Source organism: Haemophilus parainfluenzae, from assembly GCF_014931275.1.
Taxonomy (GTDB): domain Bacteria; phylum Pseudomonadota; class Gammaproteobacteria; order Enterobacterales; family Pasteurellaceae; genus Haemophilus_D.
The window spans coordinates 1,036,426-1,063,172 of the sequence record NZ_CP063110.1 but is presented as its reverse complement, the minus strand read 5'-3'; the positions used below and the strand labels follow the sequence as shown (position 1 = coordinate 1,063,172).

The following is a 26,747-nucleotide window of genomic DNA, read 5'->3' as shown; positions in this document are numbered from 1 at the left end:
CTAAAACCGATTATCGAGCATTGATATCAAAATCGATAGCCGGCGCTTTATATTTCTCATACACTGCATCAGATGGTGCCGCTGGAACTTTTTTCGTTCTCGCCACCGCGCTTAATGCTGCGGTACAGATATCATCAGGTCCAGAAACTCGTTGGTAACCTAAAATAGTACCATCTCGACCGAGTTGAATTTTAATGCGGCAAACTTTACCGGCAAAACTTGGATCTTTTAAGAAGCGGCGTTGAATTTCACGCTTAATTACACCTGCATATTGGTCACCGACCTTGCCACCGTCTCCAGCCCCAAGTCCCGCACCACTACCTTGCGTACCGCCTTTATTCGCATTGCCACCTTTAGATGCGCTACCACCACCGATGTCACCACCGTTCATGAAATCATCTAAAGCTGCTTGATCCGCTTTACGTTTTGCTGCATCAGCTTTGGCTTTCGCATCAGCCTTCGCTTTAGCTTCTGCATCCGCTTTAGCTTTTGCTTCTGCCTTGGCTTTTGCTTCAGCCTCTGCTTTCGCTTTCGCCTTAGCATCTGCTTCTGCTTTAGCCTTGGCGTCTGCCTCAGCTTTTGCCTTCGCTTTTGCTTCAGCCTCTGCTTTCGCTTTCGCCTCAGCCTTGGCTTTAGCATCTGCTTCTGCTTTTTCTTTCGCTTTTTGAGCTTCAGCTTGTGCCTTCGCTTTCGCCTCTTCTTCAGCCTGTTTAGCGGCTGCCGCTAAACGTTTTGCCTCGGCTTCAGCTTTCAACTTCGCTGCCTCTGCAGCTTGTTTTGCTTTTGCTTCTTCAGCCTGTTTCTGTTTTTCTAACGCCTCTTGACGAGCAAGCTCTTGTTGCTGTTTTTGCTTTTGCTTTTCAATTTCTTGCTGCTTTTGTTTTTCAAGTTCTTTTTGACGTTGAATTTCCTGCTGACGCTTAATCTCTTCTTGTTTCGCAATTTCTTGCTGATTTGGTTCAGGTTCAGGCTCTGGTTTTTTCTCTTCAACTACAGGCTCTGGTTTCTTCTGTTTATCAGTTTGACCTTTTTTCTGTTGTTGAATACGTCCCCATTCCTGTGCTGCGCTGCCAGTATCGACCATCACAGCTCCCATGGCATCACCTTCACCTTCTCCACCACCCATTATTTCAACGGTTTGATAAAGAGAGCTCCAAATCAACAAACCAAACAATGCAAGGTGCATCGCAATAGAGATGACAAACTCATTTGCACGTTTTTTTCGTCGATTATTCTGCACGGTTTTACCTACTTATTCTTAAATTGGGTTGGTCATTAAACCCACAGACTTAATGCCGGCAAGATGTAGTAAATTCAGTGCTTTAATCACTTCTTCATAAGGTACATCTTTTGCTCCGCCCACTAAGAACATTGTGTTATTGTCTTTATCAAATTCTTGTTTTGATAATTGGGTTACCATTTCTTCGTTAAGGCCTTCTTGGCGTTGACCACCAATAGAAATCGAATACTGCCCAATACCTGCTACTTCTAAAATAACCGGTGTTTTATCTTCATTTGATACATTTTGACTTTGCACCGAATCAGGGAGTTCCACTTGAACGCTCTGACTGATAATCGGCGCGGTTGCCATAAAAATTAACACTAAAACTAAAAGAACATCGAGAAATGGCACGATGTTAATTTCAGATTTAATGTCTTTACGCTGACGACGAGCCATAATTTCCTCTAAAACTTCGCTAAAATCCACCGCACTTTTCGTTTTATTTATTAAGCGCGGTCAATTTTTCATTTATTTTTAATGGGGCGCTTTACCAAAAGCTTGACGATGTAAAATTGTGGTGAATTCATCAATGAAGTTACCATAATTTTGTTCAATCGCATTTACACGTAAGCTTAAGCGGTTATACGCCATTACAGCTGGAATCGCCGCAAACAAACCGATTGCTGTTGCAATCAAGGCTTCTGCGATACCTGGAGCAACCATTTGTAATGTTGCTTGTTTCGCACCACTTAATGCCATAAATGCGTGCATGATCCCCCAAACGGTACCAAATAAACCAATATATGGACTTACAGAAGCAACTGTTGCTAAGAAAGGTACACGACTTTCAAGAGATTCCACTTCACGATTCATCGCAAGGTTCATCGCACGAGTTGTGCCTTTGATGATTGCTTCTGGTGCATTCGCATTCACTTGTTTTAAGCGAGAGAATTCTTTAAAGCCGACAAAGAAAATTTGTTCGCTACCTGTTAATACTTCACGACGATTAGATAAACCATCATAAAGTTTATTTAAATCTTCACCAGACCAGAAACGATCTTCAAAAGTGTTCGCTTCTTTTAACGCGCTCGTCAAAATACGGCTACGTTGAATGATGATTGCCCAAGAAATAATTGAGAACGAAATTAAGATCACAATTACAAGTTGAACAACGATACTCGCTTTTAGAAAAAGATCTAAAAAGTTCAATTCTGCAGTCATTGCATACTCCGAAAAGTTATTTACTTTAAAAATGCCGCTTTTAATTCTTCAGGAATTGCGACAGGTTTCATTTTGCCTAGATCAACACAGGCTACCTTAACAGTAGCCTTTGATAACACCACCGTCTCACGAACTAACCGCTGTTCAAAGAGGATTGTCGCCCCTTTCACTGCCGTTATTTTAGTTTCGACAATAAGATAATCATCCAATTTTGCCGGAATACAATAGTCAATAGACATGGTTTTGACCACAAAAGCTAACTGTTGTTCCTGCAATAATGATTGTTGGGAAAAATTAAGCGTTCTTAAATATTCTGTTCTCGCTCGTTCAAAAAAATGTAAGTAACGTGCGTGATACACTACTCCGCCTGCATCCGTGTCCTCATAATACACACGAACCGGAAAGGTAAAACATTGGTTATTCAAAATAATGCTCAAATTATCAGCCATAACAAACCGCTTATTTTAGAACCTGTTCATAAGATGTGCAAGATCCAAATAATAATATTTGTCTATCGTTCTTATAATAACCAATGCTGAACAATGGCGATTATTGTGGTGAAATAACCAATAAATGGCAAGAAAACAAGCTGCCATATTGCCCGACGAATATCAAATCCAATGCCGTGGATCCATAAATTAATCAATCCCCAAAAGATTGCGAGAATCCAAGCAGGATGAGCAGTTCGAAGTGCGGTCGAAAATTGACTTAAATTTAAAAAGAAAGCCGCAGTTAAAAATAACGCTAAAATAAACGAAAGGGTTCGCAAGGAACCCTTATTACTTAATTGATAGAGTGAATTAATCATCATTACTCGTCAAATTTACCTGACTTTTCTTTGCCAATGGTCAATTTAGCACTCACCATAACTGCAGCCAACACACCCACTACCCAAATTACGTATAACATATTGTTTCTCCTTAGTATAATGAGTTTTTGTTGTCTTCAACAAAGCTTTCATCCAAGCGACCAAACATTTTGTAGTATGCCCAAATGGTGTAAAGCAATGAGATGGTAACAAATACTAGTGCCAAGTAGAACATTAAGGTTAATGTTAATTCACTTGACGTTGCATCCCACATTAACAAGCTTTGTTCTGGATGAGTACTTGAAGGCATTACAAATGGGAACATTGATACTGCCGCAGTGATAATTACACCAGCCATTGTTAATACTGAGAATAAGAACGCGAAACCACAACGATTTGCTTTAGATGCAACCACATTCAATAATGCACCAACTACTGCTAATGCTGGGAATGCCCATAAAGCTGGATTTTCATTGAAGTTTTTAAACCATGCACCTGCTTCAACTGCCACTTGTTTACCTGAAGCTGGCGCTGATGCAGCAAAGTGATCCACTGCGCTAGTCACAACATAACCATCTTTGAAAGAAAGCCACACACCTGCAAGTACAAAAGTAATTAATGTCACTAATGCACCGATTTGTGTAATTGCTCTTGCACGATCACGCAATGCTGCAGTGGTTTTCATTTGTAACCAGTTCGCACCGTGAGTCACTAGCATTGCAAGGCTTAACACACCGCAAAGTAATGCGAATGGATTTAATAATGCAAAGAAAGAACCTGTGTAAGTAGCTTGTGAAAGCTCATTTAATTCGAATGGTACACCTTGTAATAAATTACCAAATGCTACACCGAATACTAATGCAGGTACAAAACCACCCGCAAACAAGCCCCAATCCCACACAGCACGCCATGTTGGATTATCAATTTTCGCACGATATTCAAAACCAATTGGACGGAAAAATAACGCGGCTAACACGAGGAATAAGGCAATATAGAAGCCTGAAAACGCCACAGAGTAAACAATCGGCCATGCCGCAAAGATTGCACCACCAGCGGTTAATAACCAAACTTGGTTACCATCCCAGTGTGGAGCAATAGAGTTAATCATAATTCGTTTTTCTACTTCTTTCTTACCTGCTACTGGTAAAAGTGCGGTCACGCCCATATCGAATCCATCTGTTACAGCGAAACCGATAAGCAATACAACAACTAGCACCCACCAAATAATACGTAGAATTTCATAATCAAGCATAATCCATCTCCTGCTTATTTAGATGATTGCTCAAAATAGTATTTGCCGGTTTTCAATGCACTTGGACCTAAACGTGCATATTTAAACATCAAATACATTTCTGCAATAATGAAGAAGAAGTAAAGTACACAAATTAAACCGATAGAGAACCATAAGTCACCTACACTCAAGTTAGAGGCAGATACACCTACCGGTAATACTTCATAAATCGCCCATGGTTGACGACCAAATTCAGCTAAGAACCAACCAAATTCAATCGCTAAGATTGGCAATGGGATACCCCAAAGCAATGCTTTAAGTAATAAGCGAGAAGAAGTCACTTTATTACGTAAATTTTGAACAAATGCACCAAAGGTCAGTAAAATAATTAAACCGCCTGCTGCTAACATACCACGGAACGCCCAGAAGTTAGGACCTACGTTTGGAATAGTATCACGTGCTGCTTGTTTAATTTGTTCATCCGTTGCATCTACAACTTTATCTGTGTAACGTTTTAATAATAAACCGAAACCTAAATCACCTTTGACTTCATCAAATTTTGCTTTAGTTTCTGGATTTACTTGGCCTGCTGATTTTTTCTCTGCTTTTAATTGTGTGAATAAATCATAAGCAACCATACCGTTACGAACACGACCTTCATTTTTTGCTTGAATTTCTTTCAAACCAACGATTTCAGTGTCTAAAGAACGCGTTGCAATTAAACCACCTAAATATGGGATTTCAATCGCAAAATCATTTTTCATTTCTGCAGTATTTGGAATTGCCACTGGGTGGAATGGGGCTGGTGCAGGATGAGTTTCAAACTCAGCTTCCATTGCAGCTAATTTCACAGGTTGTGCTTTACCGATGTCGTAACCTGATTCATCACCCATAATTAATACTGCTGATGCCGCGATAAAGCCAAAGGTTGCTGCTACAGAGAATGAACGTTTAGCAAAACCAATATCACGGCCTTTTAATAAATAAAATGCACTAATACCTAATACAAACATAGCACCAGTTGAATAACCTGCTGTTAATGTGTGTAAGAATTTACTTTGCGCAACTGTATTTAACCAAAGATCTAAGAAGCTGGTCATTTCCATACGAACGGTTTCAAAGTTAAACTCTGCCGCTACCGGATGTTGCATCCAACCATTCGCGACTAAAATCCACATCGCAGAAAGGTTTGAACCAAAGGCTACGCAGTAAGTTGCGAGTAAGTGTTTACCTTTAGTTAAACGATCCCAACCAAAGAAGAATAGACCCACGAAAGTGGACTCTAAGAAGAACGCAAGTAATGCTTCGATTGCTAATGGCGCACCGAAAATATCACCTACATAGTGAGAATAATAAGACCAGTTTGTCCCGAATTGGAACTCCATGATAATACCGGTCGTCACCCCTAGAGCAAAGTTAATACCAAATAACTTACCCCAGAATTTTGTCATATCTTTATATACTTCTTTGCCCGTTTTAACATAAATGGTTTCCATGATCACAAGAACGAAAGATAAACCTAATGTTAATGGTACAAAAATGAAGTGATATAACGCAGTTAATGCAAACTGCAAGCGTGAGAGATCAACAACGTCTAACATCTCAACTCCTTGTATAAATCTACAAGATTTTCACTTTATGATTACCCAGGATAACCCCAAATAACCACCCCAAACTACTCAACAGAAATTGTTAAGAAATATTGAATTATTTACGTAATAATTGCCTTTTCTATTCTCAAAACAGAATACAGTAACCGATTACAGTATAAATATTCAAAAATTTGCCATATTCTACTACTATTTATGAGGATAAAAAACAGAAAAAACCGTTATCTTGATCACATTTTTTGATATAAGTTACAAAATACCCTATTTTGCATAACAATGACAAAATTGATCCACATCAAATTCTGTATTTTTTGCTCAAAATGGAAAAATTTATCTATCACAAGGAAACTTTATTTAAAAAAAATGGACAAAATAATCACTAGACAGGGCTGCAAGATTTTGCTATTTTTTAGCCTAATAATATTTGGAAAGATTTGTAGGGATTTACAATGAAAAAAATTTGCGTAATTTTGACCGCACTTTTCGGTTCTATGGCATTATCTGCTACCGCAGCACCTCTTACAGAAAACAAAGCTGCTCTTCCACAACAATGTACACAGTTATTTAAAGAAACAGAAAATTTGATTGCTCAAGCAGAAAAACAGCCTGGCACTCATACTCAAGTAGGTAAAATCAAAAGTAAACTTAATCAAAGCAAACAGCAAATTCTCGAGATGGAATTAGCGACTCAACAAAAAAGCTGTGATGTGGGTTTAGCAAGATTAAATAGCATGAAGAGCTATACTGAAGGAACTAACTAAGCAGGTTTCAAAAAGAAAGGACATATTGATATCAATATGTCCTTTTTTCTATCTCTTATTCTGACGGCTTCTGAAGTCCGAAGTGTCGATAAGTTAACGAGGTCGCAATTCGGCCTCGAGGCGTACGCTGTAAAAATCCTTGTTGAATCAAGTAAGGTTCTAAAACATCCTCGATAGTGTCTCGTTCTTCACCTATTGCTGCAGCCAAGTTATCTAACCCAACTGGTCCACCATCAAAACGTTCAATCACTGCGGTAAGCAATTTTCTATCTAAGTAATCAAAGCCCGCATCATCTACATCTAACATTGAAAGCGCTTGCTTCGCAATGTCTGCCGATATAATGCCATCATTACGCACATCAGCAAAATCTCGAACGCGACGCAATAAACGGTTTGCAATGCGAGGTGTGCCACGTGAACGACGAGCCACTTCAAAAGCGGCTTTATCTTCTAATTCTAGATTTAAGCAAGAGGCACTTCTTGTCACAATAGAAGTTAAATCTTCAACGGAATAAAATTCTAAACGCTGAACAATACCAAAACGATCACGTAGTGGCGAAGTTAACGAACCCGCTCGAGTTGTTGCACCAATTAATGTGAAAGGTGGTAAATCCAATTTAATTGAACGTGCCGCTGGCCCTTCTCCGATCATAATATCTAGCTGATAATCTTCCATTGCTGGATAAAGCACTTCTTCAATCGCAGGAGAAAGACGGTGAATTTCATCAATAAACAACACATCATGGGGTTCAAGATTTGTCAGCATTGCTGCCAAATCGCCGGCTTTTTCAAGCACAGGCCCTGATGTTGTGCGAATATTCACGCCCATTTCATTTGCCACAATATTAGCTAGCGTTGTTTTTCCTAAACCTGGAGGGCCGAAGATCAAAAGATGATCTAAGGCATCTTGACGCAATTTCGCCGCCTTAATGAAAATATCCATTTGCTCTCGCACTTGTGGCTGTCCCACATAGTCTGCTAAAAGCTTTGGACGAATCGCACGATCGATGACATCTTCATCCATCTTTGCCTGACTGCTAATAATTCTATCTGCTTCGATCATATCTGTTTAATCTTTATAATGCGGCTTTTAAGGCTTCGCGAATTAATTGCTCACTGCTCAAGTCAGTTTTAGCTACTTTTTTCACCATTTTTTCAGCGTCGGTTGGTTTATAACCTAACGCAACCAATGCAGCAACCGCTTCATCAGCTGAGCTCTCCACTTGACGTAATTCTGAAGTTGAAGGAATATGCTTGCTCTCCACAAAGAAATCACTTTGGCGAACATCTTTAAACTTCCCTTTTAACTCTACCAATAAGCGTTCAGCCGTTTTCTTGCCCACACCAGGAATTTTAACTAATTTCGACAGTTCTTCTCGTTCAATAGCGTAAGCAAACTGCTCTACTGACATTGCAGATAAAATTGCGAGTGCCAATTTAGGACCAACACCATTAGTTTTAATTAATTCACGGAATAAAGTGCGGTCAGTTTTTTGGGCAAATCCAAAAAGAAGATGAGCATCTTCACGCACAACAAGATGGGTAAATAAAGTAGTTTCTTTCCCAATTTCAGGTAAGTCATAAAAACTGGTCATCGGTAACAATAATTCGTAACCGACACCTTGTACATCAAGCAAAATTTCAGGTGGTTGTTTTTCTAATAAGATGCCTTTTAAACGACCGATCATAAGATTTCCATGTAAAAAAATTTTGCATAGAATAAAATAAAACTGGATATTAATCCAGTTAAATTTTTAATCTAAATCGACCTCGGCTGTACCTTGTTTTTAAAAGTGCGGTCATTTTTTCGTGTGTTTCTGTGGTTTTGACCGAGCCTGCAATATGCAAGGAATGTTGAATGGTATGAGCATGAGTGATCGCAATGGCTAAAGCATCTGCCGCATCAGCTTGTGGTTTATCTGAAAGCTTCAAAATTCGTGTCACCATGTCTTGAACTTGAACTTTATCTGCAGAACCAATCCCAACGACAGTCTGTTTCACCAAACGAGCGGCATATTCAAATACCGGTAAATCATGGTTCACGGCTGCCACAATCGCCGTACCACGTGCTTGCCCCAGTTTTAAAGCTGAATCCGCATTTTTAGCCATAAACACTTGTTCAATGGCAAACATATCGGGCTGGAATTGTGTGATGATTTCTGTTACGCCAGCATAAATTCGTTTTAAGCGTGTAGGTAAATCCTCTACCTGCGTGCGGATTGCTCCACTACCGAGATATTCTAAATGCCGACCATTTTGTCTAATCACACCATAGCCTGTTACACGAGAACCTGGGTCAATGCCTAAAATAATACTCATAAATTCTCAAAAATAAACGGCCGGTCAATGCCGGCCGTTTTTAGCGTTAATTATTGGTTTGCTTTTGCAGTTGCTTTTGCATCTACATCACAGTTTTTCACAACAATTTTGTCTGCTTTTTTGCCTTTGATTAAAAGATTTACTGGCACAACAGAATCAAATTTATCTAAAGTTAAACCACTATCTACGTTCCAAACATATTTGCCTGAAGTAAATGAGGTGAAGTCTTTTTGAGCTGCATCACGAGCAAAATCTTTCGCGATAACTTTGTTACCCACCATCACCATTGCTGCTGTTGGCTCTTGGTTTTCGAATTGATAAACTGCAGTTACAGTTTTCTTGTTACAAGTATAAACTACCGTTTTATCCGTTACAGTAGGGGTGGCCATTTGTTCCGCTTTGTTTTCCATTTTTGGTGCATCGCTTGCACACGCAGATAAAACAACAAGAGCGGCCATTGCTGGTAATACTTTAGCAAATTTCATTATAAATCTCCTTAAAATTACAGCTGAGCTGCAACTTCATCACTAATTTCACCGTTATGATATACGTTTTGTACATCGTCACAGTCTTCTAACATGTCAATTAAACGCAACAATTTAGGCGCAGTTTCAAGATCAAGATCAACTGTTGTTGATGGAATCATTGTCACTTCTGCGTTATCAATTTTAAATCCTGCTGCTTCGATTGCATCGCGCACAGAACCTAAATCTTCCCACGCGGTATAGATTTCGAATGAACCATCATCTTGCGGTTGAACATCATCCGCACCGGCTTCAATTGCCGCCTCCATTAACGCATCTTCTTCACCTTGGCTAATTAAAATCAAGCCTTTTTTGCTGAATAAGTAGCCCACTGAACCTTCAGTCCCTAAGTTACCACCACATTTAGTGAAACTTGGGCGAACCTGTGAGATGGTTCGGTTTGCGTTGTCACTTAGACACTCAACCATCACAGCAGTTCCACCCGGACCATAACCTTCGTAAATTCTTGTTTCCATATTGGTGTCATCACCACCGCCCACACCGCGTTCAATCGCACGGTTGATGGTGTCGCGAGTCATGTTGCTCGATAAGGCTTTATCTACTGCCGCACGTAAACGCGGGTTTGCACTGACATCACCGCCACCAATTTTTGCAGCAGTCACTAATTCACGAATTAATTTTGTAAAAATTTTACCGCGTTGCGCATCTTGTGCTGCTTTACGGTGTTTAATATTTGCCCACTTACTATGGCCTGCCATGTTGTTTTCCTTCTTATCTTAAAAACGTTTTTAAATGAAATCCTCTTCTATAGAGGAAAGCCGTTCATCAAATATTTTTTGATGACCTCGGCATTATTCGGCGATTTTGTCATTTGGATCGCATATTCTGGTGAAACCCATTGATACGCCAAATGCTCACTTAATATCGGTTCAAATTCCTGCTCAACTGCCAATAAAAACCAATGTTCATGGCAGTGAGTCACATTCGGTGCGTATTTATAGCGGAAATGCGGAAAAATTTCAAATTCTATACTCTCTTTACAATCAAAAAGTGCGGTCGAATTTTCTTCTATTTTTAATCCTACTTCTTCCCAAACTTCTCGAATTGCTGTTTCTCTTGGTGTTTCATTGGTTTCCAGTGTCCCCGTAACGGATTGCCAAAAAGTGGAATCATCTTGGCGTTGAAGCATAAGAACACGATGCGTGCTTTCCGCATAAATTACCACGAGAACTGATTGATTATTTTTATATTTCAAGCTCGTCATCTACATAATTGAGAATGGGCAGCATCATACCTTTTCTACTAAAAACTTTCAAAAAAATTACCGCACTTTAAAACTAAAGTGCGGTAATTATCTCAATTATTTTAGTTTAACCAGCCAGCTTGTTGGGCGATAAACAAGCCTGCAAAGGCTGTTAAGTAGAATAAACCGATAAGGGATAACCACAATAATCCGCCTTTTACACTGTGTTTCGCGTGCTTAGTCAGAGATAAATTCAACCAAGCAAAGATTGGTGCAGAAACAAATGAAGCAATCATCGCGAATTTCAGCATTGGGCCTACTGCATTATTAAAGTAGAAAATAATCGCTAAACCAGATAACGCCGCAAAAATCATACCGATATTAAGAATTCTCACAGAGCTTTCTTGTTTACCAAATAAGATACGCAAAGATTCAACGTTGGTACGAGAGTAACCATCAATTACTGTAATTGTTGTACCAAACATACACATGAACGCAATGACTGCAATTAATAAGCGAGACCATTCACCGATAGTACTTGCATACATATTGATAAGTTGTGCAATATATTTTCCGCCAACCATCTCGACGGTTTCAGGAGAACCATATTGTACCAATGCACCAAGCGCTAAGAATACGACAGCTAAAATTGCTGTGCCGATATAACCCACGTTGAAGTCAAATAAACCGTCTTCATAAGATACTTTCGTTAGACGACGTTTTGCCACCACCCACATAGAGTTAACAGCAGAAATTTCAATTGGTGCAGGCATCCAGCCCATTAAGGCCACTAAAAACGCTAATTTACTTAATTCCCATGGAGAAGGCGCTACAAAATCAGGTGTGGCTACGCCATTGATACCATTACGCATAAAAGCAATCACGACAGCGCTCACGGTGGTTACCGTTAAAGCAATCATGATGATTTTCGATAAACTATCTAATAAACGATATTTACCCAACAATAAAATGCCGGTTGTCACAAGAATCACTAATGAGCTTAATACTGGCATTGGTAGAGGAATTGGCGTAATGAACGTTAAAATTGCGGCCGTTAATAACCCTACTGCCGCAGTATTAATCACAGTCGCAAAAACGTTTAAAGCAAGGAATAACCAAAGATAGAATTTCCCTTTTTGACGGTAACCTTCTAACAAGGTATTACCCGTATCTAAGGTGTATTGAACACCGAAACGGAAGAAAGGATATTTGAATAAATTAGCAAGAATAACAATGCTCACTAATTCCCAACCATAGATCGCACCCGCTTGGGTGGATGCAATAATGTGTGAACCACCAACAGCTGCTGATGCCATCACGATTCCAGGACCTAAGGCAGAGAATTTACTCGCCCACGTTGATTTTTCTACTGGAGTTGAAACTTCACTCATAAAATGTTCTCTTATAAATTAATCATAAATCGAAAAAGGCCTTATTTATAATAGAATTTTATCCTTGAGTAAAGTAAATAAAGTTCCATTTAAAGAAGAATAAAAGTGTAAAAATCTAATTATTTTTAAATTTCAGGATATAATTTCAAAACAAATAAAACCACATCATATTCATACCAAAAAAAGTGATGTATTTAAGTGAATAAAATTTTTTCAATAAAAAGAAAGTGCGGTCAAAATCAGTTGAATTTTTGACCGCACTTATATCGTATTAGCTCATACTAGATACTAAAAACTAGAATAGTCATGAGAAACAAGTCCCCTCTACTCTGACACTTTTGAAGTTTGAGTAAAATATTTATTTACACTTGGTCGATAGAGAATTAATCCAAACACAATTAAGCGAACGACTGAGCCAATAAATAAAGTTGAGTCAAGATCGTAGCTAATCCAGCTCCACACAATATATAAAAGAGCTGATATTATAAATAAGATCCGACCACTATTTTGCCCTTCAAGCAATTTAATACCTGTAAGAAAAATTAATACACCCAGAACAAAATTTATTAGGTATAGTCTCAAAATCTGATCGAAACTTAAACTAAATGTTTCTTCAAATAATGAAAAAAGTAGGGAAAAGCAATCACTAGCTCCCCCCAGTATGTATAACCAAGCAATCACACTTACAGATATTGGGCGTTCCATTTTATACCTTGCAATAACACCTATAACTTAATAAACCAAAAAATCGACCGTAAAACTACGGTCGATTTTAAAAACAGAAACTACTCAGCTTTAGTCACTGCAATACTCAACTCAGCTAATGCCTGTGGATTCGCAAAACTTGGCGCTTCAGTCATTAAACAAGCTGCGGCTGTTGTTTTCGGGAATGCAATCACATCACGGATATTTTCAGTGCCTGTTAAAAGCATGGTTAAACGGTCTAAACCAAATGCTAAACCAGCATGTGGCGGTGTACCGAATTTTAATGCATCTAACAAGAAACCGAATTTTTCGCGTTGTTCTTGTTCGTTGATACCAAGAATGCGGAATACCGTTTGTTGCATTTTTGGATCGAAAATACGCACAGAACCACCACCTACTTCATAGCCGTTGATCACCATATCGTAAGCATTTGCTACCGCACTTGTTGGATCGGCTTCTAATTGCTCTGGGCTGAAATCTTTTGGTGAAGTGAATGGGTGATGCATTGCAGCAAGATTACCTTCATCGTCACGTTCAAACATAGGGAAATCAATTACCCAAAGCGGTTGCCATTCATCTAAACGAGTTAAACCAAGATCACGACCTAATTTCAAACGTAACGCACCCATTGCATCCGTCGTGGTTTGCCATTTATCTGCACCGAAGAATAAGATATCGCCAGTTTGAGCTTTCACGCGTTCAGCTAACGCTTTCCATACCTCTTCATTTAAGAATTTCGCAATCGGGCTTTGTACGCCTTCAAGACCAGCATTAATGTCATTTACTTTCGCCCAAGCCAAACCTTTTGCACCGTAAATACCAACAAATTGTGTGTATTCATCAATTTGTTTACGAGTGATTTCAGTACCATTTGGTACACGAATGACTGCCACACGACCGTTTGGATTATTTGCAGGCTCATTAAATACTTTAAATTCAACATCTTTAACGATATCTGCCACATCAACTAATTCAAGCGGGTTACGCAAATCTGGTTTATCTGAACCAAAACGAGTCATCGCTTCTTGCCAGGTCATTTGTGGGAATTTACCTAAATTCACACCAATGATGTTTTGCCATAAACCGTGTACCATGCGTTCCATGATCTCACGTACTTCTGGCGCAGTTAAGAAAGAAGTTTCCACATCGATTTGGGTAAATTCAGGCTGACGGTCTGCACGTAAGTCTTCATCACGGAAACATTTTACGATTTGATAATAACGATCAAAACCAGACATCATGAGAAGCTGTTTGAAAAGCTGTGGTGATTGCGGTAATGCATAGAATTTGCCTTTATGTACACGGCTTGGCACTAAATAGTCACGCGCACCTTCTGGCGTTGCTTTAGTAAGCATTGGGGTTTCAATATCAAGGAAACCATTGTCATCCATAAAGCGACGCACAAAGCTGGTGATTTTTGCACGGGTTTTCAAACGTTGTGCCATTTCTGGACGACGTAAATCTAAATAACGATATTTTAAACGTTGTTCTTCGGTGTTATTTTGGTTGAAGTCTAATGGTAAAACGTCAGAAGCGTTGTAGATGCGTAATTCTTTCGCTAATACTTCCACTTCGCCTGTCGCCATATTTTTATTAATTTGATTGTCTGGACGCGCGATCACTTCACCTTTAATTTGAATACAAAATTCATTACGTAAGCCTGAAGCTGCGGTTAACGCTTCTTGATATTTCGGGTCAAAACAAACTTGTACGACACCATCACGATCACGCATATCAATAAAAATTAAACCACCTAAATCGCGACGACGGTGAACCCAACCGCTTAATGTTACTTCTTGTCCAATATGGTTGCGGTTTAATGCACCGCAATAATGTGTACGCATCATTTCTATATTCCTTTCATTTTTCTAAAAATGGATAATTAACGCGTTGATTATACGGAAAAAGACATGCCTTTTAAATTGAAAAGCGAAATTTATTTGATCCTTTAAAAACTTTCACTAAAATGACCGCAGTTTTTTGCATTTTATCTAAATAAATGCCCTCTCAATACAACAACAGAATTTAATCATGATGAAAGATACGATTTTTGCAGCCCCGATCGAAAAACTGGGCGATTTTACTTTTGATGAAAGTGTGGCGGAAGTTTTCCCCGATATGATTCAACGCTCGATTCCGGGCTACTCCAACATTATCACGGCGATTGGTATGTTGGCTGAACGTTTTGTGACTGCTGACAGCCAAGTCTATGATTTAGGCTGTTCACGCGGTGCGGCAGCTCTTTCTATGCGACGTAATATTAAACAACCGAATGTGAAAATTATCGGTGTCGATAATTCTTTACCAATGGTGGAACGCTGCCGTCAGCACGTTGCGGCTTATCATAGTGATGTGCCCGTAGAAATTCTTTGCGATGATATTCGGCAAATTGAAATTAAGAACGCCTCAATGGTAGTGCTCAACTTCACATTGCAATTTTTACCACCAGAAGATCGTGTAGCCTTGCTCACCAAAATCTACCAAGGTTTAAGCCCAAATGGTGTATTAGTGCTCTCTGAAAAATTCCGTTTTGAAGATGAAAAAGTGAATGAGTTGCTTATTGACCTCCACCACCAATTCAAACGTGCTAACGGTTACAGTGAGCTTGAAGTGAGCCAAAAACGCACCGCACTTGAAAATGTAATGCGTACTGACTCGATTGACATCCACAAAGAGCGGTTAAAAAACATCGGATTTTCACACGTCGAATTATGGTTCCAATGTTTTAATTTTGGCTCGATGATCGCGGTAAAATAATCATAACCCAATCAATCATCTAAAAAATAAGGGCGTATCAAATACGCCCTTATTTGTCACCAATGCTTTATAGCCCTTTTAAATCCTTATCTAATAAACGAGCTAGCAACAAAATACCGTCTTTAAAGCGATATTCTGCATATTCTGCTTGTGCATAATATTCACCTTTTCCTTCTGCAAAGAAATAATCTTGGCTTGGTAATTTAGGAAGCCAACTACCATTATAACGAATTGGCAAATAAACATTTGGTGTGCAATGTTTAAAATCTGTTGGTATTTCTGATTGCGCCTCACAAAATGTCGCAACATGATTTTTATCAAGATGAACAAGGAGATAAGCTTTGTTTCCCGAAGGACTTGATTCATCTATACCTGTGGTTTCAGTGGTTTCATTAGATTCAAGAGTATCAATAGATTCATTGCTTTCAAGGGATTCATTCGATTCAGGTAAAACCTGACTTTGCTGAAACTCAGATAAAATAGCGTAATTCAATATCATATAATCGCCTTGCATCAATGAACGAGGATCCACAGGGGCGATTTTTAAAACAATAGGCTTACCGGTAGCCAGCACATCTTCAAATTGCTGCACTTTATAGTTCACCGCCCCCAATAATGCAATCACAAAGACGCCAACAAGCCAAATCGGTGCTTTAAAAACAGAATGGTTTTCGACCGCACTTTGTGAAGGCGCTTTATAACGTGCATGCAAGAATAAAGTAACAATCGCAAAAATAACGGCAAAGCTTACTAGCAATACCCCTTTATAGAGTAATGGGATGCTCAATTGGTAATAGAACCCACCTAAATAAACAACAAAGGCAAATACCAAAAGACCGAAGAACGCACGGCTGTCCGTCCAATAAACAAGCAATAATAACGCTGTTAAATATAAAATGACGGGTATCCCAACAAAGCCTAATGCAAACAAGGTTAATACTAATAAAATTAACACTGCTTCTGTGTGTTTGGATTCACTATGCTTATTCATTAGTACATAGACAATTAATGGTAATGCACAGATAAGCAGATATAAGATATGGCTAACATCAAACTGGAAGTGTGACCAAAATTGTCCACTTAAAACTTGCAACACATTATCAAGACTCATCGCGTCTGCTGGCATGACATCACTTGAAACATCTGTATCAATAAGGCCATAATCTACCCAAGGAATCGTCATATACGACGGCACAGAGATCCATAGAGAGAATAATACTGTTCCCCAGGCAATAGGCTTTAAATGAATTCGCGCTGATTGATGAGGTCGCATGACCCAATAAAAGAGTACAATCGAACTCAAGAGCTGGATTTTATTAAACCATCTGTTATTAAACCATATGTTAAACCATGCGTTATTCAAGCTGTAATTATGGAAATATAGATTATAGGAAATTTGCCAAAAAACGAGAAGCTGGGTAACCAGTAGAATCCTCACTAAAGAATTCGGCATCAATTTGTAGCTAACAATAATAATGACTGAAAAAATCAGTGTGGAAATAAAGATACCGAGATTTGAATCTTTGCTAAATTCATTTCCTAATAAAAGAAAAAAATCATCAAATTTAACAAGCAAATAGAATCCTAAAAAACTGTTTGCGATTAGAAAAAATAAACCTGCTAAAATTGTAGTGTATTCATTTTTATCTTTATTTAAAGTAATCAACCAAGCTATACCAAATAAAAGAATACCAACGATGAATGCACTAGACTCATCTAAACCTAAAAATAAAAATAACCAAACACCTATCGTCACTAGTGCTATCAATAAAGCTATCATCCATAGTATTGAAATCGCCCAATGGGATTTCTTATTATTTGGATATTCTTGTTTATAGCGTTTCACTAACCACTTGATTGCCATGACTGTGAAAATAAAGCCAATCAATCCTAAAACCACCCCCTCTTCTACACCACGAATCAAAAGAGATGCACCACGAATCAAAAGAGATGCCAAAAAGCAATAAGCGCCAAGCAAGGCTATGACTGAAATAATTAAATTAATAAAATCAAAGCGATATTTGTGATATACATAAAGTGCGATTAAGGCAGGAATAGCAATTAGCAAAGAACTGAGTGATGAACGACCAAGCTCACCCCAAGCATAAGCATAAAAGTACACATCATAAATTACTATTAAACCGAATAAACTGACAAAAGTCAGTACTAGAAATACTTTAGGTAAAATGCGCCAATGTTGATCATGAAAAGTTTTACTGAATAATTCCGATATCACAAGTAATCCAGCATTAATCAACACGGCATAACACATTGAGTTATGCGAGTTTTGTTCATTAAATAAATAAAACGCAACATTGGCGGTGGCGGCAAATAATAATGCAGAGGCCACATTCGGAAATAATAATAAAAATGGAAGTTGGCAGAGTGTCCAAACTGCAAATAACTGCCATACATCAGCCCCCGTTTGATAGGTTTGGCCGACTAAGGCAAATAAACCGCCAATCAAGACTGAAACAACAAAAAAGATACTATATGTCTTCCACTTTAATTTTTCTGTGGCTTGTCGACGACTCTCTCGAATAAAGCAATAAATACCTAATACTACTATCACCACAAGCAATGTTTGTAAGCCATAAATTTTGGCTAAATCAGAAAAATAATCTAAATTAGCTGCAATTAACGTAATTACTCCACTCGTTAAAAATCCCACAGTTAATAATAAAAACAGTAAATTTAAATAACGTTGCCAAGAAAGATTAAAAAGGCCTGTTGTATTCATTCATTTTTTCCTTTTTATAAAAAGATCCTCATTATCTTAGCATAATAGTAAGGTAAATAAATAACTTAAAAAAATGCAATGTGATTTCCCCGAGTTTCGAAGATTAATTCGCGCCACATTGCATTTTATGGTAGAATTTTTAGCCTGAAGATATACAGGGGATAACAAAATGCAAATTTTACACACAATGCTTCGAGTAGGTGATTTAGACCGCTCTATTAAATTTTATCAAGATGTTTTAGGTATGCGTTTATTGCGTACGAGTGAAAACCCAGAATATAAATATACGCTTGCATTTTTAGGTTACGAAGATGGCGAAAGCGCTGCAGAAATTGAATTAACATACAACTGGGGCGTAGATAAATATGAACAGGGTACTGCGTATGGACATATTGCTATCGGCGTTGATGATATTTATGCTATTTGTGAAGCAGTTCGTGCAAGTGGTGGTAAAGTGACTCGCGAACCAGGCCCTGTTAAAGGTGGTACAACCGTTATTGCTTTCGTTGAAGATCCAGATGGCTATAAAATTGAATTTATCGAAAATAAAAGCTCAAAATCTGGTCTAGGCAATTAATTAAAAGTGCGGTTGATTTTTTCGCTCTTTTATAACGCAGGGTTACCTGCGTTATTTATTTTAAAGGATACAATATGTCCAATTCTCAAGAAATTCCTTATCACCACCAATTAAAAAATCGTTTTCGCGGCTACTTTCCTGTCATTATTGATGTGGAAACAGCGGGATTCGATGCAAAAAAAGATGCGCTTTTAGAGCTTGCAGCAATCACCTTAAAAATGGATGAGAATGGCAATTTACAACCTGATCAAAAATGCCATTTTCATATTGAACCATTTGAGGGGGCGAATATTAATCCGGAATCACTCAAATTTAATGGGATTGATATTCACAATCCATTGCGTGGTGCCGTATCTGAATTAGATGCGATCACGGGATTATTCCAAATGGTGCGTCGTGGACAAAAAAATGCGGAATGTCAGCGTTCTATCATCGTGGCACATAATGCGGCTTTTGACCAAAGCTTTGTCATGGCTGCGGCAGAACGTACGGGTGTAAAACGCAATCCATTCCACCCTTTTGGGATGTTTGATACGGCAACGCTTGCCGGTTTTATGTTTGGGCAAACGGTACTCGTCAAAGCGTGCCAAGCGGCAAAAATTCCTTTTGATGGCAAACAAGCACACTCTGCGCTATATGATACTGAACGTACCGCAGAATTATTTTGCTATATGGTGAATCATTTAAAAGATCTCGGGGGATTCCCGCATATTGCTCAAACAGATGAAGCGGAAAAAACAGATGAAAATCAGACCGCACTTTAATTTTTAAAATTTTTTAGAAAAAAAACTTGCAATCATTTCTGGTTTACCGTATTTTAAAAAGTAATTCAATTTAGTTATCTAAATAAGAGAGTTTCCAATGAACTTTATCCTTCGTCACCATCATCGCCATTCAACTGAATAATCTTTCAGGCTGTTGGCGTGCTTGGAAGATTTCTTCCGAGCTGACAAGATAAAGATCAAAAAAATCTTACCCCTCGGAAGGCAACTTTCGAGGGGTTTTTGTTTTATTATTAATTTACAGGAGTTTATTACTATGCGACATTTAACCTTAAATCAATTTTCTTTTATGCGACCTTTTTCTTTTAATTAATCAATAAGGAACAACAATATGTTATCGAATCCCGTTGTTATTTCAATTGTCGTGCTACTGGCGTTAAGCTTGCTGCGCGTAAACGTGGTTATCGCACTGGTGATTTCCGCTCTGACTGCAGGCTTGTGTGGTGACTTAGGTTTAGGAAAAACCATTGAAGCCTTTACAGGTGGTTTAGGTGGTGGAGCTGAAGTAGCGATGAACTACGCCATGTTAGGCGCATTTGCCATTGCAATTTCAAAATCTGGCATCACTGATTTGCTTGCCTACAAAATCATTACCCGAATGAATAAAACACCAACTGGCAAAAATTTAGCTTGGTTTAAATATACGCTACTGAGTATTTTACTTTTATTCGCTATTTCATCCCAAAACTTACTCCCAGTGCACATTGCGTTTATCCCGATTGTTGTGCCGCCGTTACTTTCTATTTTTAACCGTTTAAAAATCGACCGTCGTGCAGTCGCTTGTATTATTACCTTCGGTTTAACGGCAACCTATATGATCTTACCTATCGGTTTCGGGAAAATCTTTATTGAAAGTGTTTTAGTTAAAAATATCAATCTTGCTGGTGCATCACTCGGCTTACAAACTAGCGTAGGTGAAGTTTCTCTTGCTATGCTTATCCCTGTTTCAGGTATGATTCTTGGTTTACTCACTGCGGTGTTTGTTACCTATCGCAAACCGCGCGAGTATGTTGTGACAACGGCAGAACCAACTACAACTGAAATTGAACAACACATTGCGAACATTAAACCTATTCAAATTACTGCAAGTGCGGTTGCTATTGTCGCCACTTTTGCCACACAGCTTTTCACAAGCTCTACAATTATTGGTGGTTTAGTTGGTTTAATCATTTTCGGTGTATTCGGTATCTTCAAACTCAAAGAAAGTAATGACATTTTCCAACAAGGCTTACGTTTAATGGCGATGATCGGCTTTGTTATGATTGCAGCGTCTGGTTTCGCTAATGTGATTAATACCACAAGCGGTGTGAAAGAGTTAGTTGATGCACTTTCAACTGGTGCGATTCAAAGTAAAGGCGTTGCGGCATTCTTAATGTTACTCGTTGGGTTATTGATTACCATGGGTATTGGTTCTTCTTTCTCAACTGTACCGATTATTACCTCAATTTATGTACCACTTTGTCTCTCTTTTGGCTTCTCACCACTTGCGACAGTCGCTATCGTAGGTGTAGCAGCAGCATTAGGAGATGCGGGTTCACCGGCTTCTGACTCAACACTTGGGCCAACATCCGGTTTGAATATAGATGGTAAACACGACCACATTTGGGATTCTGTTGTGCCAACCTTTATTCACTACAATATCCCATTATTAGCGTTCGGTTGGATTGCAGCCATGACCCTTTAATCGTTATAATCCCTGCATACATTATGCGGGGATTTTTTATGTCTATTCAATCATTACTCAATACGCTCGAGCAAAAAGTACAGCAACTGACTCAAGCCTATCAAACTGACTCTGATAAAAAAATCAACGCGAAATTTAACCGCACTTTATTTACCGAAGATTTTGAAACCGTCGGTTTTTATCTCAAAGAAATCCAACAAAGCTTAACTAAGCTATGTAAAATTCCTCATCAAAATGAAGAACAAATTGTATTTATGGCAGAACATCTTTTAGGGCAATGTACCGCCTTGACTGAAGCCATGAATCGCAAGCATAAAAAGCCCATTCAGCCGAAAATAACAGAGCCCCAAGTTGCAACTAGTAAATCACAACATAGCATTCATCGCCTCCCTCCAAGAGAGCGTTTAGAGAAATATTATGAAGCCTTGCAGCAACTCACGGAAAAATACGAAGAAGCTAAAGCACAAGAGGATACGGCACAAACAGATATTCAACGAGATATGCATAAGCAAACTGCGGCAATTTATTTAACGCGCCGTCAAAAATGTTTAGAGGCGATTGAGACCTTAGAAGAATACCTTGCCTTTAAAGAAGCCCAAGAAAGTGCGGTCAAAAAATAAGATATTTTTTAATAGACTGAAACGTAAAAATCCCTAAATCTTTCGACTTAGGGATTTTTTGAATTTGATGGCGGAGGAAGTGAGATTCGAACTCACGGAGGGCGTAAACCCTCGCCGGTTTTCAAGACCGGTGCCTTCAACCACTCGACCATTCCTCCGTGATTTAAGCGAGGTGAATAATACGTTTTTTCCCCCACCCCGTCAAGCAAGAAAATAAAAAAATTATCTGACTGACTACTTTTAAATCACTATGTTTTAAAAATACACAAAATAAAAAACGGAACCTACTGGCTCCGTTTTTATTATTGAGATATTACTCTGCTTTTGCTTGTGTCGCTTCAGAATAAATATGACTAATTGCACTATGATGGCCTGCGGCGCCTTTACCATTAAAGTAATAGCGAGACTCCGTCCATTCTACAATTGGGAATGGTTTAGACTCTTCATCTGGTGCTTTAGCTAATGTCATCGCTGCTTTTGTGTGCTGTACTGCTGAAATGGTGCCTGCACGACCAGTGAACACATAAGAGCGAACAAACTCTGTTTTCTCTTGTGGTTCAACTTCTGTTGTTGCAACTTGAGCAACAGGTTCTGATTTATGATGCAAGCGTTCTAATGATTCTTGCACTTTCTGTTGAACCGCTTCATTTGCCGGTTGAGTAATGAAATCTAACGCTGGTTGTGCTTCAACTGATTTCTCTTCCACGACAATACCTGTTGCAGGCGTAATCACACCTTTTTTCGTTTTTTCTTGCTCAAGCAATTCATCCACAGATAAGAAATTGCTTTCTTTCGCTGCATTCACAACAGAATAATCGACACAAACTTTACCGCTTGCTAATTCAGGTGAAGCAACTGCCGCAAATAATGGCATTGGTGACTTCACTTCATTACGACGACGGCGTTGATTATTCGATGTACGTAAATGACGTGGAGTACGACGCTGACGTTCTTGACGTGGTTTATCTTCAGCATTATCAGCAACATTGTTTTCAACCACTTCATTTTGAACAGTCTCAACAACGGGTACTTCAACCGCTTCAATAACATTCTCGTTTACATCAGTTGCATTGTCATCAATACGAACGCGTTTACGTAAATCACGACGTTGACGACGCTCTGCTACCGGTTTCTCTGCTTTTTCTTCTTGACGATTATCATCAGAAACATTAGCAAAATTAACCGCACTTTCAGATGTCACTTCTTCATTCGCGTTACGACGATTGCGACGATTATTTACACGCTCGCGAGTTGGACGCGCATTTTCTTCGTCTGTATTTTTCGCATTATCGTTGTTTTCGTTATTGCGAGAACGGCGATTATTACGACGATCTTGATTACGACGATTATTACGGTTGTTGTTACGATTGTTGCGGTTGTTTTGGTTTTTCTCTTCTTTTGGTTCAGAAGCAAATAAACCTTTAATTGCGGCAACAATTTTTGCAAACAATGACGGTTCTTCTGATTTACGCTCAACTGGTGCTGGTGCAGCCGTTGGAATCGATAGAGATACTGCTGCACTTTCCATCACTTGCTCAGAGGTCACTGCTGCCGTTTCGATATTGCGAGAAACAAGAGACTCTTCTGGTACAAATGTATCGTCTTGTGCATCATGGAATTTCGTTAAGTTATAGCTTAATTCATTTAGCTCTTCGCCTTCACGAACACGGAATACGCTGAAATGTGGCGTTTCCATTGCTTCATTTGGTACCACGATAATATCAACATCATGGCGTTTTTCGATACTATGAACAGCTTTACGTTTTTCGTTAAGTAAGTAAGACGCAATTTGTACAGGCACGATGGTGTGCACTTGTTTGGTATTTTCTTTTAACGCTTCTTCTTCGATTAAACGTAAGATAGAAAGTGATAAACTTTCGTTATCACGCACTTTACCCGTACCTTGACAGCGTGGGCAAACATGGTGAGAAGACTCACCTAATGATGGGCTTAAACGCTGACGTGACATTTCCAATAAGCCGAAGCGAGAAATACGGCTAATTTGAATTCGCGCACGGTCTTGACGTACCGCATCACGGATACGGTTTTCTACTTCACGTTGGTGACGAACAGGTGTCATATCAATGAAGTCGATAACCACTAAGCCACCTAAGTCACGTAAACGTAATTGACGAGCAATTTCATCTGCCGCTTCAAGGTTGGTATTTAATGCGGTTTCCTCAATATCACCACCACGTGTTGAACGCGCCGAGTTGATATCGATCGCTGTTAACGCTTCTGTCACATCAATGACAATTGAACCGCCAGAAGGTAAACGCACTTCACGTTGGAAGGCTGATTCAATTTGTGACTCAATTTGATAGTGGCTAAATAGCGGCACTTCACCTTGATATAATTTCACACGATTGATGAAATCTGGACGTACAAGTTTGATGTGTGCTTTCGCTTTTTCAAATACTTTCGGGCTATCAATTAAAATCTCACCGATATCACGACGCAAGTAATCACGGATCGCACGAACGATCACATCACTTTCTTGGTGAATTAAGAATGGCGCAGGACGGCTTTGTGAAGCTTGTTTGATCGCTTCCCAATGATGTAAAAGTACTTTCAAGTCCCATTGTAATTCTTCTGGTGATTTACCCACACCCGCTGTACGTACGATAAGACCAACGCCTTCCGGTACATCTAAAGAACTCAATGCTTCTTTTAATTCGATACGTTCATCGCCTTCAATACGGCGAGAGATACCACCTGCACGTGGATTGTTTGGCATAATCACCAAATAACTACCGGCAAGGGAAACAAAAGTGGTTAAGGCTGCGCCTTTATTGCCGCGTTCTTCTTTGTTCACCTGAACGATCACTTCTTGGCCTTCAGTCAAAATATCACGGATATTTGGACGACCTTGGAACACATAATCAGTAGGGAAATATTCGCGGGCAATTTCTTTTAAAGGAAGGAAGCCATGGCGCTCTGCACCATAATCTACAAAGGCTGCTTCTAAACTCGGCTCTACGCGAGTGATTTTCCCTTTGTAAATATTCGCTTTTTTCTGTTCATGACCCGGACTTTCAATATCTAAGTCGAATAAACGCTGGCCATCGACCAACGCAACGCGCAACTCTTCTTTTTGAGTCGCATTGATTAACATTCTTTTCATTGTCAATTTCTCGTTTTGAATTATCTAAAATACCTTGAAAATTAACCGCACTTTACAGATTTACTGACCTTAGCCATCGACCTCGTGTTTCTCGCGAACAGTCAATCTCACGACTGTGTGTTGCTGGGTGCATTGATAGCATACTCAATTGTTATCTAAGACAATTTTCGTAAAACAATGCGGTGTGTTAATTACGCATTGCAAGGAAGCGTTAACCTTCAAGAAAAATATGTTGATTATCAATGTCTTATGCCATTCGCCGCATTGAGTTTTGACCAACATACAAAATCGCTTTCTAAATGCCAAATTTTAGGCGCAGAAAGACGCTCTATTATCCACATTCAGGGCTAAATTAGCAAGGCATTCTTGCTATTATCACCAGGGATATTGTGATATGATTCAGCCCAATTTTTAAAGGACAGATTCAATGACTGAAAAACAAGAAAAAATCATCAATCAATCCGTCAAAATGCTCACGATTTCTGAGGATGAAGCAGGACAACGCATTGATAATTATTTATTGGCAAAATTAAAAGGTGTGCCAAAAAGTTTGATTTATCGCATTCTGCGTAAAGGTGAAGTACGTGTGAACAAAGGGCGAATCAAACCTGAATATAAATTGCAAAATGGTGATGTGGTGCGTGTGCCGCCAGTTCGTGTTTCTGAAAAAAATACCGCGCCGATTTCTAAAAACTTGAATAAAGTCGCCTCCCTTGAAAGCCATATTATTTTTGAAGATGATTGTTTATTAGTATTGAACAAACCTTCTGGCATTGCGGTTCATGGCGGGAGCGGCTTGAATTTTGGTGTGATTGAAGCCTTGCGTGCATTACGTCCTGAAGCCCGTTTTTTGGAATTGGTTCATCGTTTAGACAGAGATACATCAGGTATCTTATTAGTAGCGAAGAAACGCTCTGCCTTACGCAACTTACACGAACAACTTCGTGTTAAAACGGTACAAAAAGATTATCTCGCACTCGTGCGTGGGCAATGGCAATCTCATGTGAAAGTTGTGCAAGCCCCTTTATTAAAAAATGAATTGGCCAGTGGCGAACGCATCGTTAAAGTCAGTGAGCAAGGTAAACCTTCAGAAACGCGATTTGCCATTGAAGAACGCTATCAAAATGCGACCTTAGTAAAAGCATCGCCTGTAACAGGAAGAACCCATCAGATCCGAGTTCATACTCAATATGCAGGTCACCCAATCGCGCTGGATGATAAATACGGTGATAAAGAATTCGATAAATATATGCAAGATCTCGGACTCAATCGTTTGTTTTTACATGCATTTTCTATTCGATTTGAACACCCTAAAACGGGCGAAACATTACGTTTCAATGCACAACTAGATGAAAAAATGAAAACAATTCTGAAAAAACTGCGTGAAAGCAAAGAGATAAACCCATAGACAAGAAAAATGTTTATTGCTATATTTGGTGACGGAGACAACTCGTTTCTATCATTAAT

Annotated in this window: 27 protein-coding genes, 1 tRNA gene and 1 other annotated feature; of the genes, 8 read left to right on the top strand and 20 right to left on the bottom strand. The window is 39.0% G+C overall.

The window, feature by feature from the left end:
* Positions 1–10: 10 nt before the first annotated feature.
* The 8 genes from tolA to INQ00_RS05210 form a co-directional block, all read right to left on the bottom strand.
* Complete coding sequence (gene tolA, locus INQ00_RS05245) at positions 11–1,240, bottom strand: cell envelope integrity protein TolA (RefSeq protein ID WP_197546418.1); 1,230 nt, start codon at positions 1,238–1,240, stop codon at positions 11–13.
* Positions 1,241–1,258: 18 nt separating this feature from the next.
* Positions 1,259–1,678 carry a colicin uptake protein TolR gene (gene tolR, locus INQ00_RS05240; RefSeq protein ID WP_014064913.1) on the bottom strand — a complete coding sequence of 140 codons (420 nt, stop codon included), beginning with the start codon at positions 1,676–1,678 and terminating at the stop codon, positions 1,259–1,261.
* Between the two features lie 78 nt (positions 1,679–1,756).
* A complete protein-coding gene (gene tolQ, locus INQ00_RS05235) occupies positions 1,757–2,443 on the bottom strand; it encodes a protein TolQ (protein WP_197546417.1) in 687 nt (228 codons plus the stop codon).
* A 20-nt stretch (positions 2,444–2,463) separates the two neighbouring features.
* Positions 2,464–2,892, bottom strand: a complete 429-nt coding sequence (ybgC, locus tag INQ00_RS05230; RefSeq protein ID WP_197546416.1) for a tol-pal system-associated acyl-CoA thioesterase — start codon at positions 2,890–2,892, stop codon at positions 2,464–2,466.
* Positions 2,893–2,963: 71 nt separating this feature from the next.
* The gene (ybgE, locus tag INQ00_RS05225; RefSeq protein WP_049381656.1) at positions 2,964–3,251 is read right to left on the bottom strand and encodes a cyd operon protein YbgE; all 288 of its coding nucleotides are present in this window, start codon (positions 3,249–3,251) and stop codon (positions 2,964–2,966) included.
* A gap of 2 nt (positions 3,252–3,253) precedes the next feature.
* Entirely contained in the window at positions 3,254–3,352 is a 99-nt protein-coding gene (locus INQ00_RS05220; protein ID WP_101494276.1) for a cytochrome bd oxidase small subunit, CydX/CbdX family, read from the bottom strand.
* An 11-nt stretch (positions 3,353–3,363) separates the two neighbouring features.
* A complete protein-coding gene (gene cydB / locus INQ00_RS05215) occupies positions 3,364–4,503 on the bottom strand; it encodes a cytochrome d ubiquinol oxidase subunit II (protein ID WP_197546415.1) in 1,140 nt (379 codons plus the stop codon).
* 14 nt (positions 4,504–4,517) lie between these two features.
* The gene (locus tag INQ00_RS05210; protein WP_054418270.1) at positions 4,518–6,083 is read right to left on the bottom strand and encodes a cytochrome ubiquinol oxidase subunit I; all 1,566 of its coding nucleotides are present in this window, start codon (positions 6,081–6,083) and stop codon (positions 4,518–4,520) included.
* Positions 6,084–6,541: 458 nt separating this feature from the next.
* On the opposite strand from INQ00_RS05210, the gene INQ00_RS05205 reads away from it, so the two are divergent.
* On the top strand, positions 6,542–6,853 hold the full coding sequence (locus INQ00_RS05205) for a DUF5339 domain-containing protein (protein ID WP_049368010.1): 312 nt from the start codon (positions 6,542–6,544) through the stop codon (positions 6,851–6,853).
* Between the two features lie 55 nt (positions 6,854–6,908).
* On the opposite strand, the gene ruvB is transcribed toward INQ00_RS05205, so the two are convergent.
* From ruvB to aspS, 9 genes are all read right to left on the bottom strand, one after another.
* Entirely contained in the window at positions 6,909–7,916 is a 1,008-nt protein-coding gene (ruvB, locus tag INQ00_RS05200; RefSeq protein WP_041918230.1) for a Holliday junction branch migration DNA helicase RuvB, read from the bottom strand.
* Between the two features lie 13 nt (positions 7,917–7,929).
* Positions 7,930–8,541, bottom strand: a complete 612-nt coding sequence (gene ruvA / locus INQ00_RS05195; protein ID WP_197546414.1) for a Holliday junction branch migration protein RuvA — start codon at positions 8,539–8,541, stop codon at positions 7,930–7,932.
* A 58-nt stretch (positions 8,542–8,599) separates the two neighbouring features.
* The gene (ruvC, locus tag INQ00_RS05190) at positions 8,600–9,172 is read right to left on the bottom strand and encodes a crossover junction endodeoxyribonuclease RuvC (RefSeq protein ID WP_005697069.1); all 573 of its coding nucleotides are present in this window, start codon (positions 9,170–9,172) and stop codon (positions 8,600–8,602) included.
* 50 nt (positions 9,173–9,222) lie between these two features.
* On the bottom strand, positions 9,223–9,657 hold the full coding sequence (locus INQ00_RS05185) for an ACP-like domain-containing protein (RefSeq protein WP_049369189.1): 435 nt from the start codon (positions 9,655–9,657) through the stop codon (positions 9,223–9,225).
* A 17-nt stretch (positions 9,658–9,674) separates the two neighbouring features.
* Positions 9,675–10,415 carry a YebC/PmpR family DNA-binding transcriptional regulator gene (locus INQ00_RS05180; RefSeq protein ID WP_005697071.1) on the bottom strand — a complete coding sequence of 247 codons (741 nt, stop codon included), beginning with the start codon at positions 10,413–10,415 and terminating at the stop codon, positions 9,675–9,677.
* A gap of 47 nt (positions 10,416–10,462) precedes the next feature.
* Complete coding sequence (gene nudB / locus INQ00_RS05175; protein WP_197546413.1) at positions 10,463–10,921, bottom strand: dihydroneopterin triphosphate diphosphatase; 459 nt, start codon at positions 10,919–10,921, stop codon at positions 10,463–10,465.
* 101 nt (positions 10,922–11,022) lie between these two features.
* Positions 11,023–12,291 (bottom strand): NRAMP family divalent metal transporter, encoded by a 1,269-nt coding sequence (locus INQ00_RS05170; RefSeq protein ID WP_014064903.1) that lies wholly within the window; start codon positions 12,289–12,291, stop codon positions 11,023–11,025.
* Between the two features lie 324 nt (positions 12,292–12,615).
* Positions 12,616–12,996, bottom strand: a complete 381-nt coding sequence (locus tag INQ00_RS05165) for a hypothetical protein (RefSeq protein WP_197546412.1) — start codon at positions 12,994–12,996, stop codon at positions 12,616–12,618.
* Between the two features lie 80 nt (positions 12,997–13,076).
* Positions 13,077–14,843 (bottom strand): aspartate--tRNA ligase, encoded by a 1,767-nt coding sequence (gene aspS, locus INQ00_RS05160; RefSeq protein WP_197546411.1) that lies wholly within the window; start codon positions 14,841–14,843, stop codon positions 13,077–13,079.
* 184 nt (positions 14,844–15,027) lie between these two features.
* Between aspS and cmoA the strand changes: the two genes are divergently transcribed.
* The gene (gene cmoA / locus INQ00_RS05155; protein WP_197546410.1) at positions 15,028–15,753 is read left to right on the top strand and encodes a carboxy-S-adenosyl-L-methionine synthase CmoA; all 726 of its coding nucleotides are present in this window, start codon (positions 15,028–15,030) and stop codon (positions 15,751–15,753) included.
* A 67-nt stretch (positions 15,754–15,820) separates the two neighbouring features.
* Here cmoA and INQ00_RS05150 read toward each other — a convergent pair whose 3' ends face one another.
* Positions 15,821–18,493, bottom strand: coding sequence for a GDYXXLXY domain-containing protein (locus tag INQ00_RS05150; protein WP_197546409.1), 2,673 nt, complete (start codon positions 18,491–18,493; stop codon positions 15,821–15,823).
* A gap of 169 nt (positions 18,494–18,662) precedes the next feature.
* On the opposite strand from INQ00_RS05150, the gene gloA reads away from it, so the two are divergent.
* The 4 genes from gloA to priC all read left to right on the top strand — a co-directional run bounded on the left by gloA (position 18,663) and on the right by priC (position 22,156).
* The gene (gene gloA / locus INQ00_RS05145) at positions 18,663–19,070 is read left to right on the top strand and encodes a lactoylglutathione lyase (RefSeq protein ID WP_049356445.1); all 408 of its coding nucleotides are present in this window, start codon (positions 18,663–18,665) and stop codon (positions 19,068–19,070) included.
* A 74-nt stretch (positions 19,071–19,144) separates the two neighbouring features.
* On the top strand, positions 19,145–19,834 hold the full coding sequence (rnt, locus tag INQ00_RS05140) for a ribonuclease T (RefSeq protein WP_197546408.1): 690 nt from the start codon (positions 19,145–19,147) through the stop codon (positions 19,832–19,834).
* Between the two features lie 117 nt (positions 19,835–19,951).
* Positions 19,952–20,079: a sequence feature (His leader region), on the top strand.
* A gap of 104 nt (positions 20,080–20,183) precedes the next feature.
* Positions 20,184–21,536 carry a Na+/H+ antiporter family protein gene (locus INQ00_RS05135; protein WP_197546407.1) on the top strand — a complete coding sequence of 451 codons (1,353 nt, stop codon included), beginning with the start codon at positions 20,184–20,186 and terminating at the stop codon, positions 21,534–21,536.
* A 38-nt stretch (positions 21,537–21,574) separates the two neighbouring features.
* Positions 21,575–22,156 (top strand): primosomal replication protein PriC, encoded by a 582-nt coding sequence (gene priC, locus INQ00_RS05130; protein ID WP_197546406.1) that lies wholly within the window; start codon positions 21,575–21,577, stop codon positions 22,154–22,156.
* Between the two features lie 68 nt (positions 22,157–22,224).
* On the opposite strand, the gene INQ00_RS05125 is transcribed toward priC, so the two are convergent.
* A tRNA-Ser gene (locus INQ00_RS05125) sits at positions 22,225–22,314 on the bottom strand.
* 155 nt (positions 22,315–22,469) lie between these two features.
* Positions 22,470–25,280 carry a ribonuclease E gene (gene rne, locus INQ00_RS05120; RefSeq protein ID WP_197546405.1) on the bottom strand — a complete coding sequence of 937 codons (2,811 nt, stop codon included), beginning with the start codon at positions 25,278–25,280 and terminating at the stop codon, positions 22,470–22,472.
* Between the two features lie 177 nt (positions 25,281–25,457).
* Between rne and INQ00_RS09760 the strand changes: the two genes are divergently transcribed.
* Entirely contained in the window at positions 25,458–25,631 is a 174-nt protein-coding gene (locus INQ00_RS09760; protein WP_197560072.1) for a hypothetical protein, read from the top strand.
* Between the two features lie 76 nt (positions 25,632–25,707).
* On the top strand, positions 25,708–26,688 hold the full coding sequence (gene rluC, locus INQ00_RS05115) for a 23S rRNA pseudouridine(955/2504/2580) synthase RluC (protein WP_070583062.1): 981 nt from the start codon (positions 25,708–25,710) through the stop codon (positions 26,686–26,688).
* Positions 26,689–26,747 lie beyond the last annotated feature (59 nt).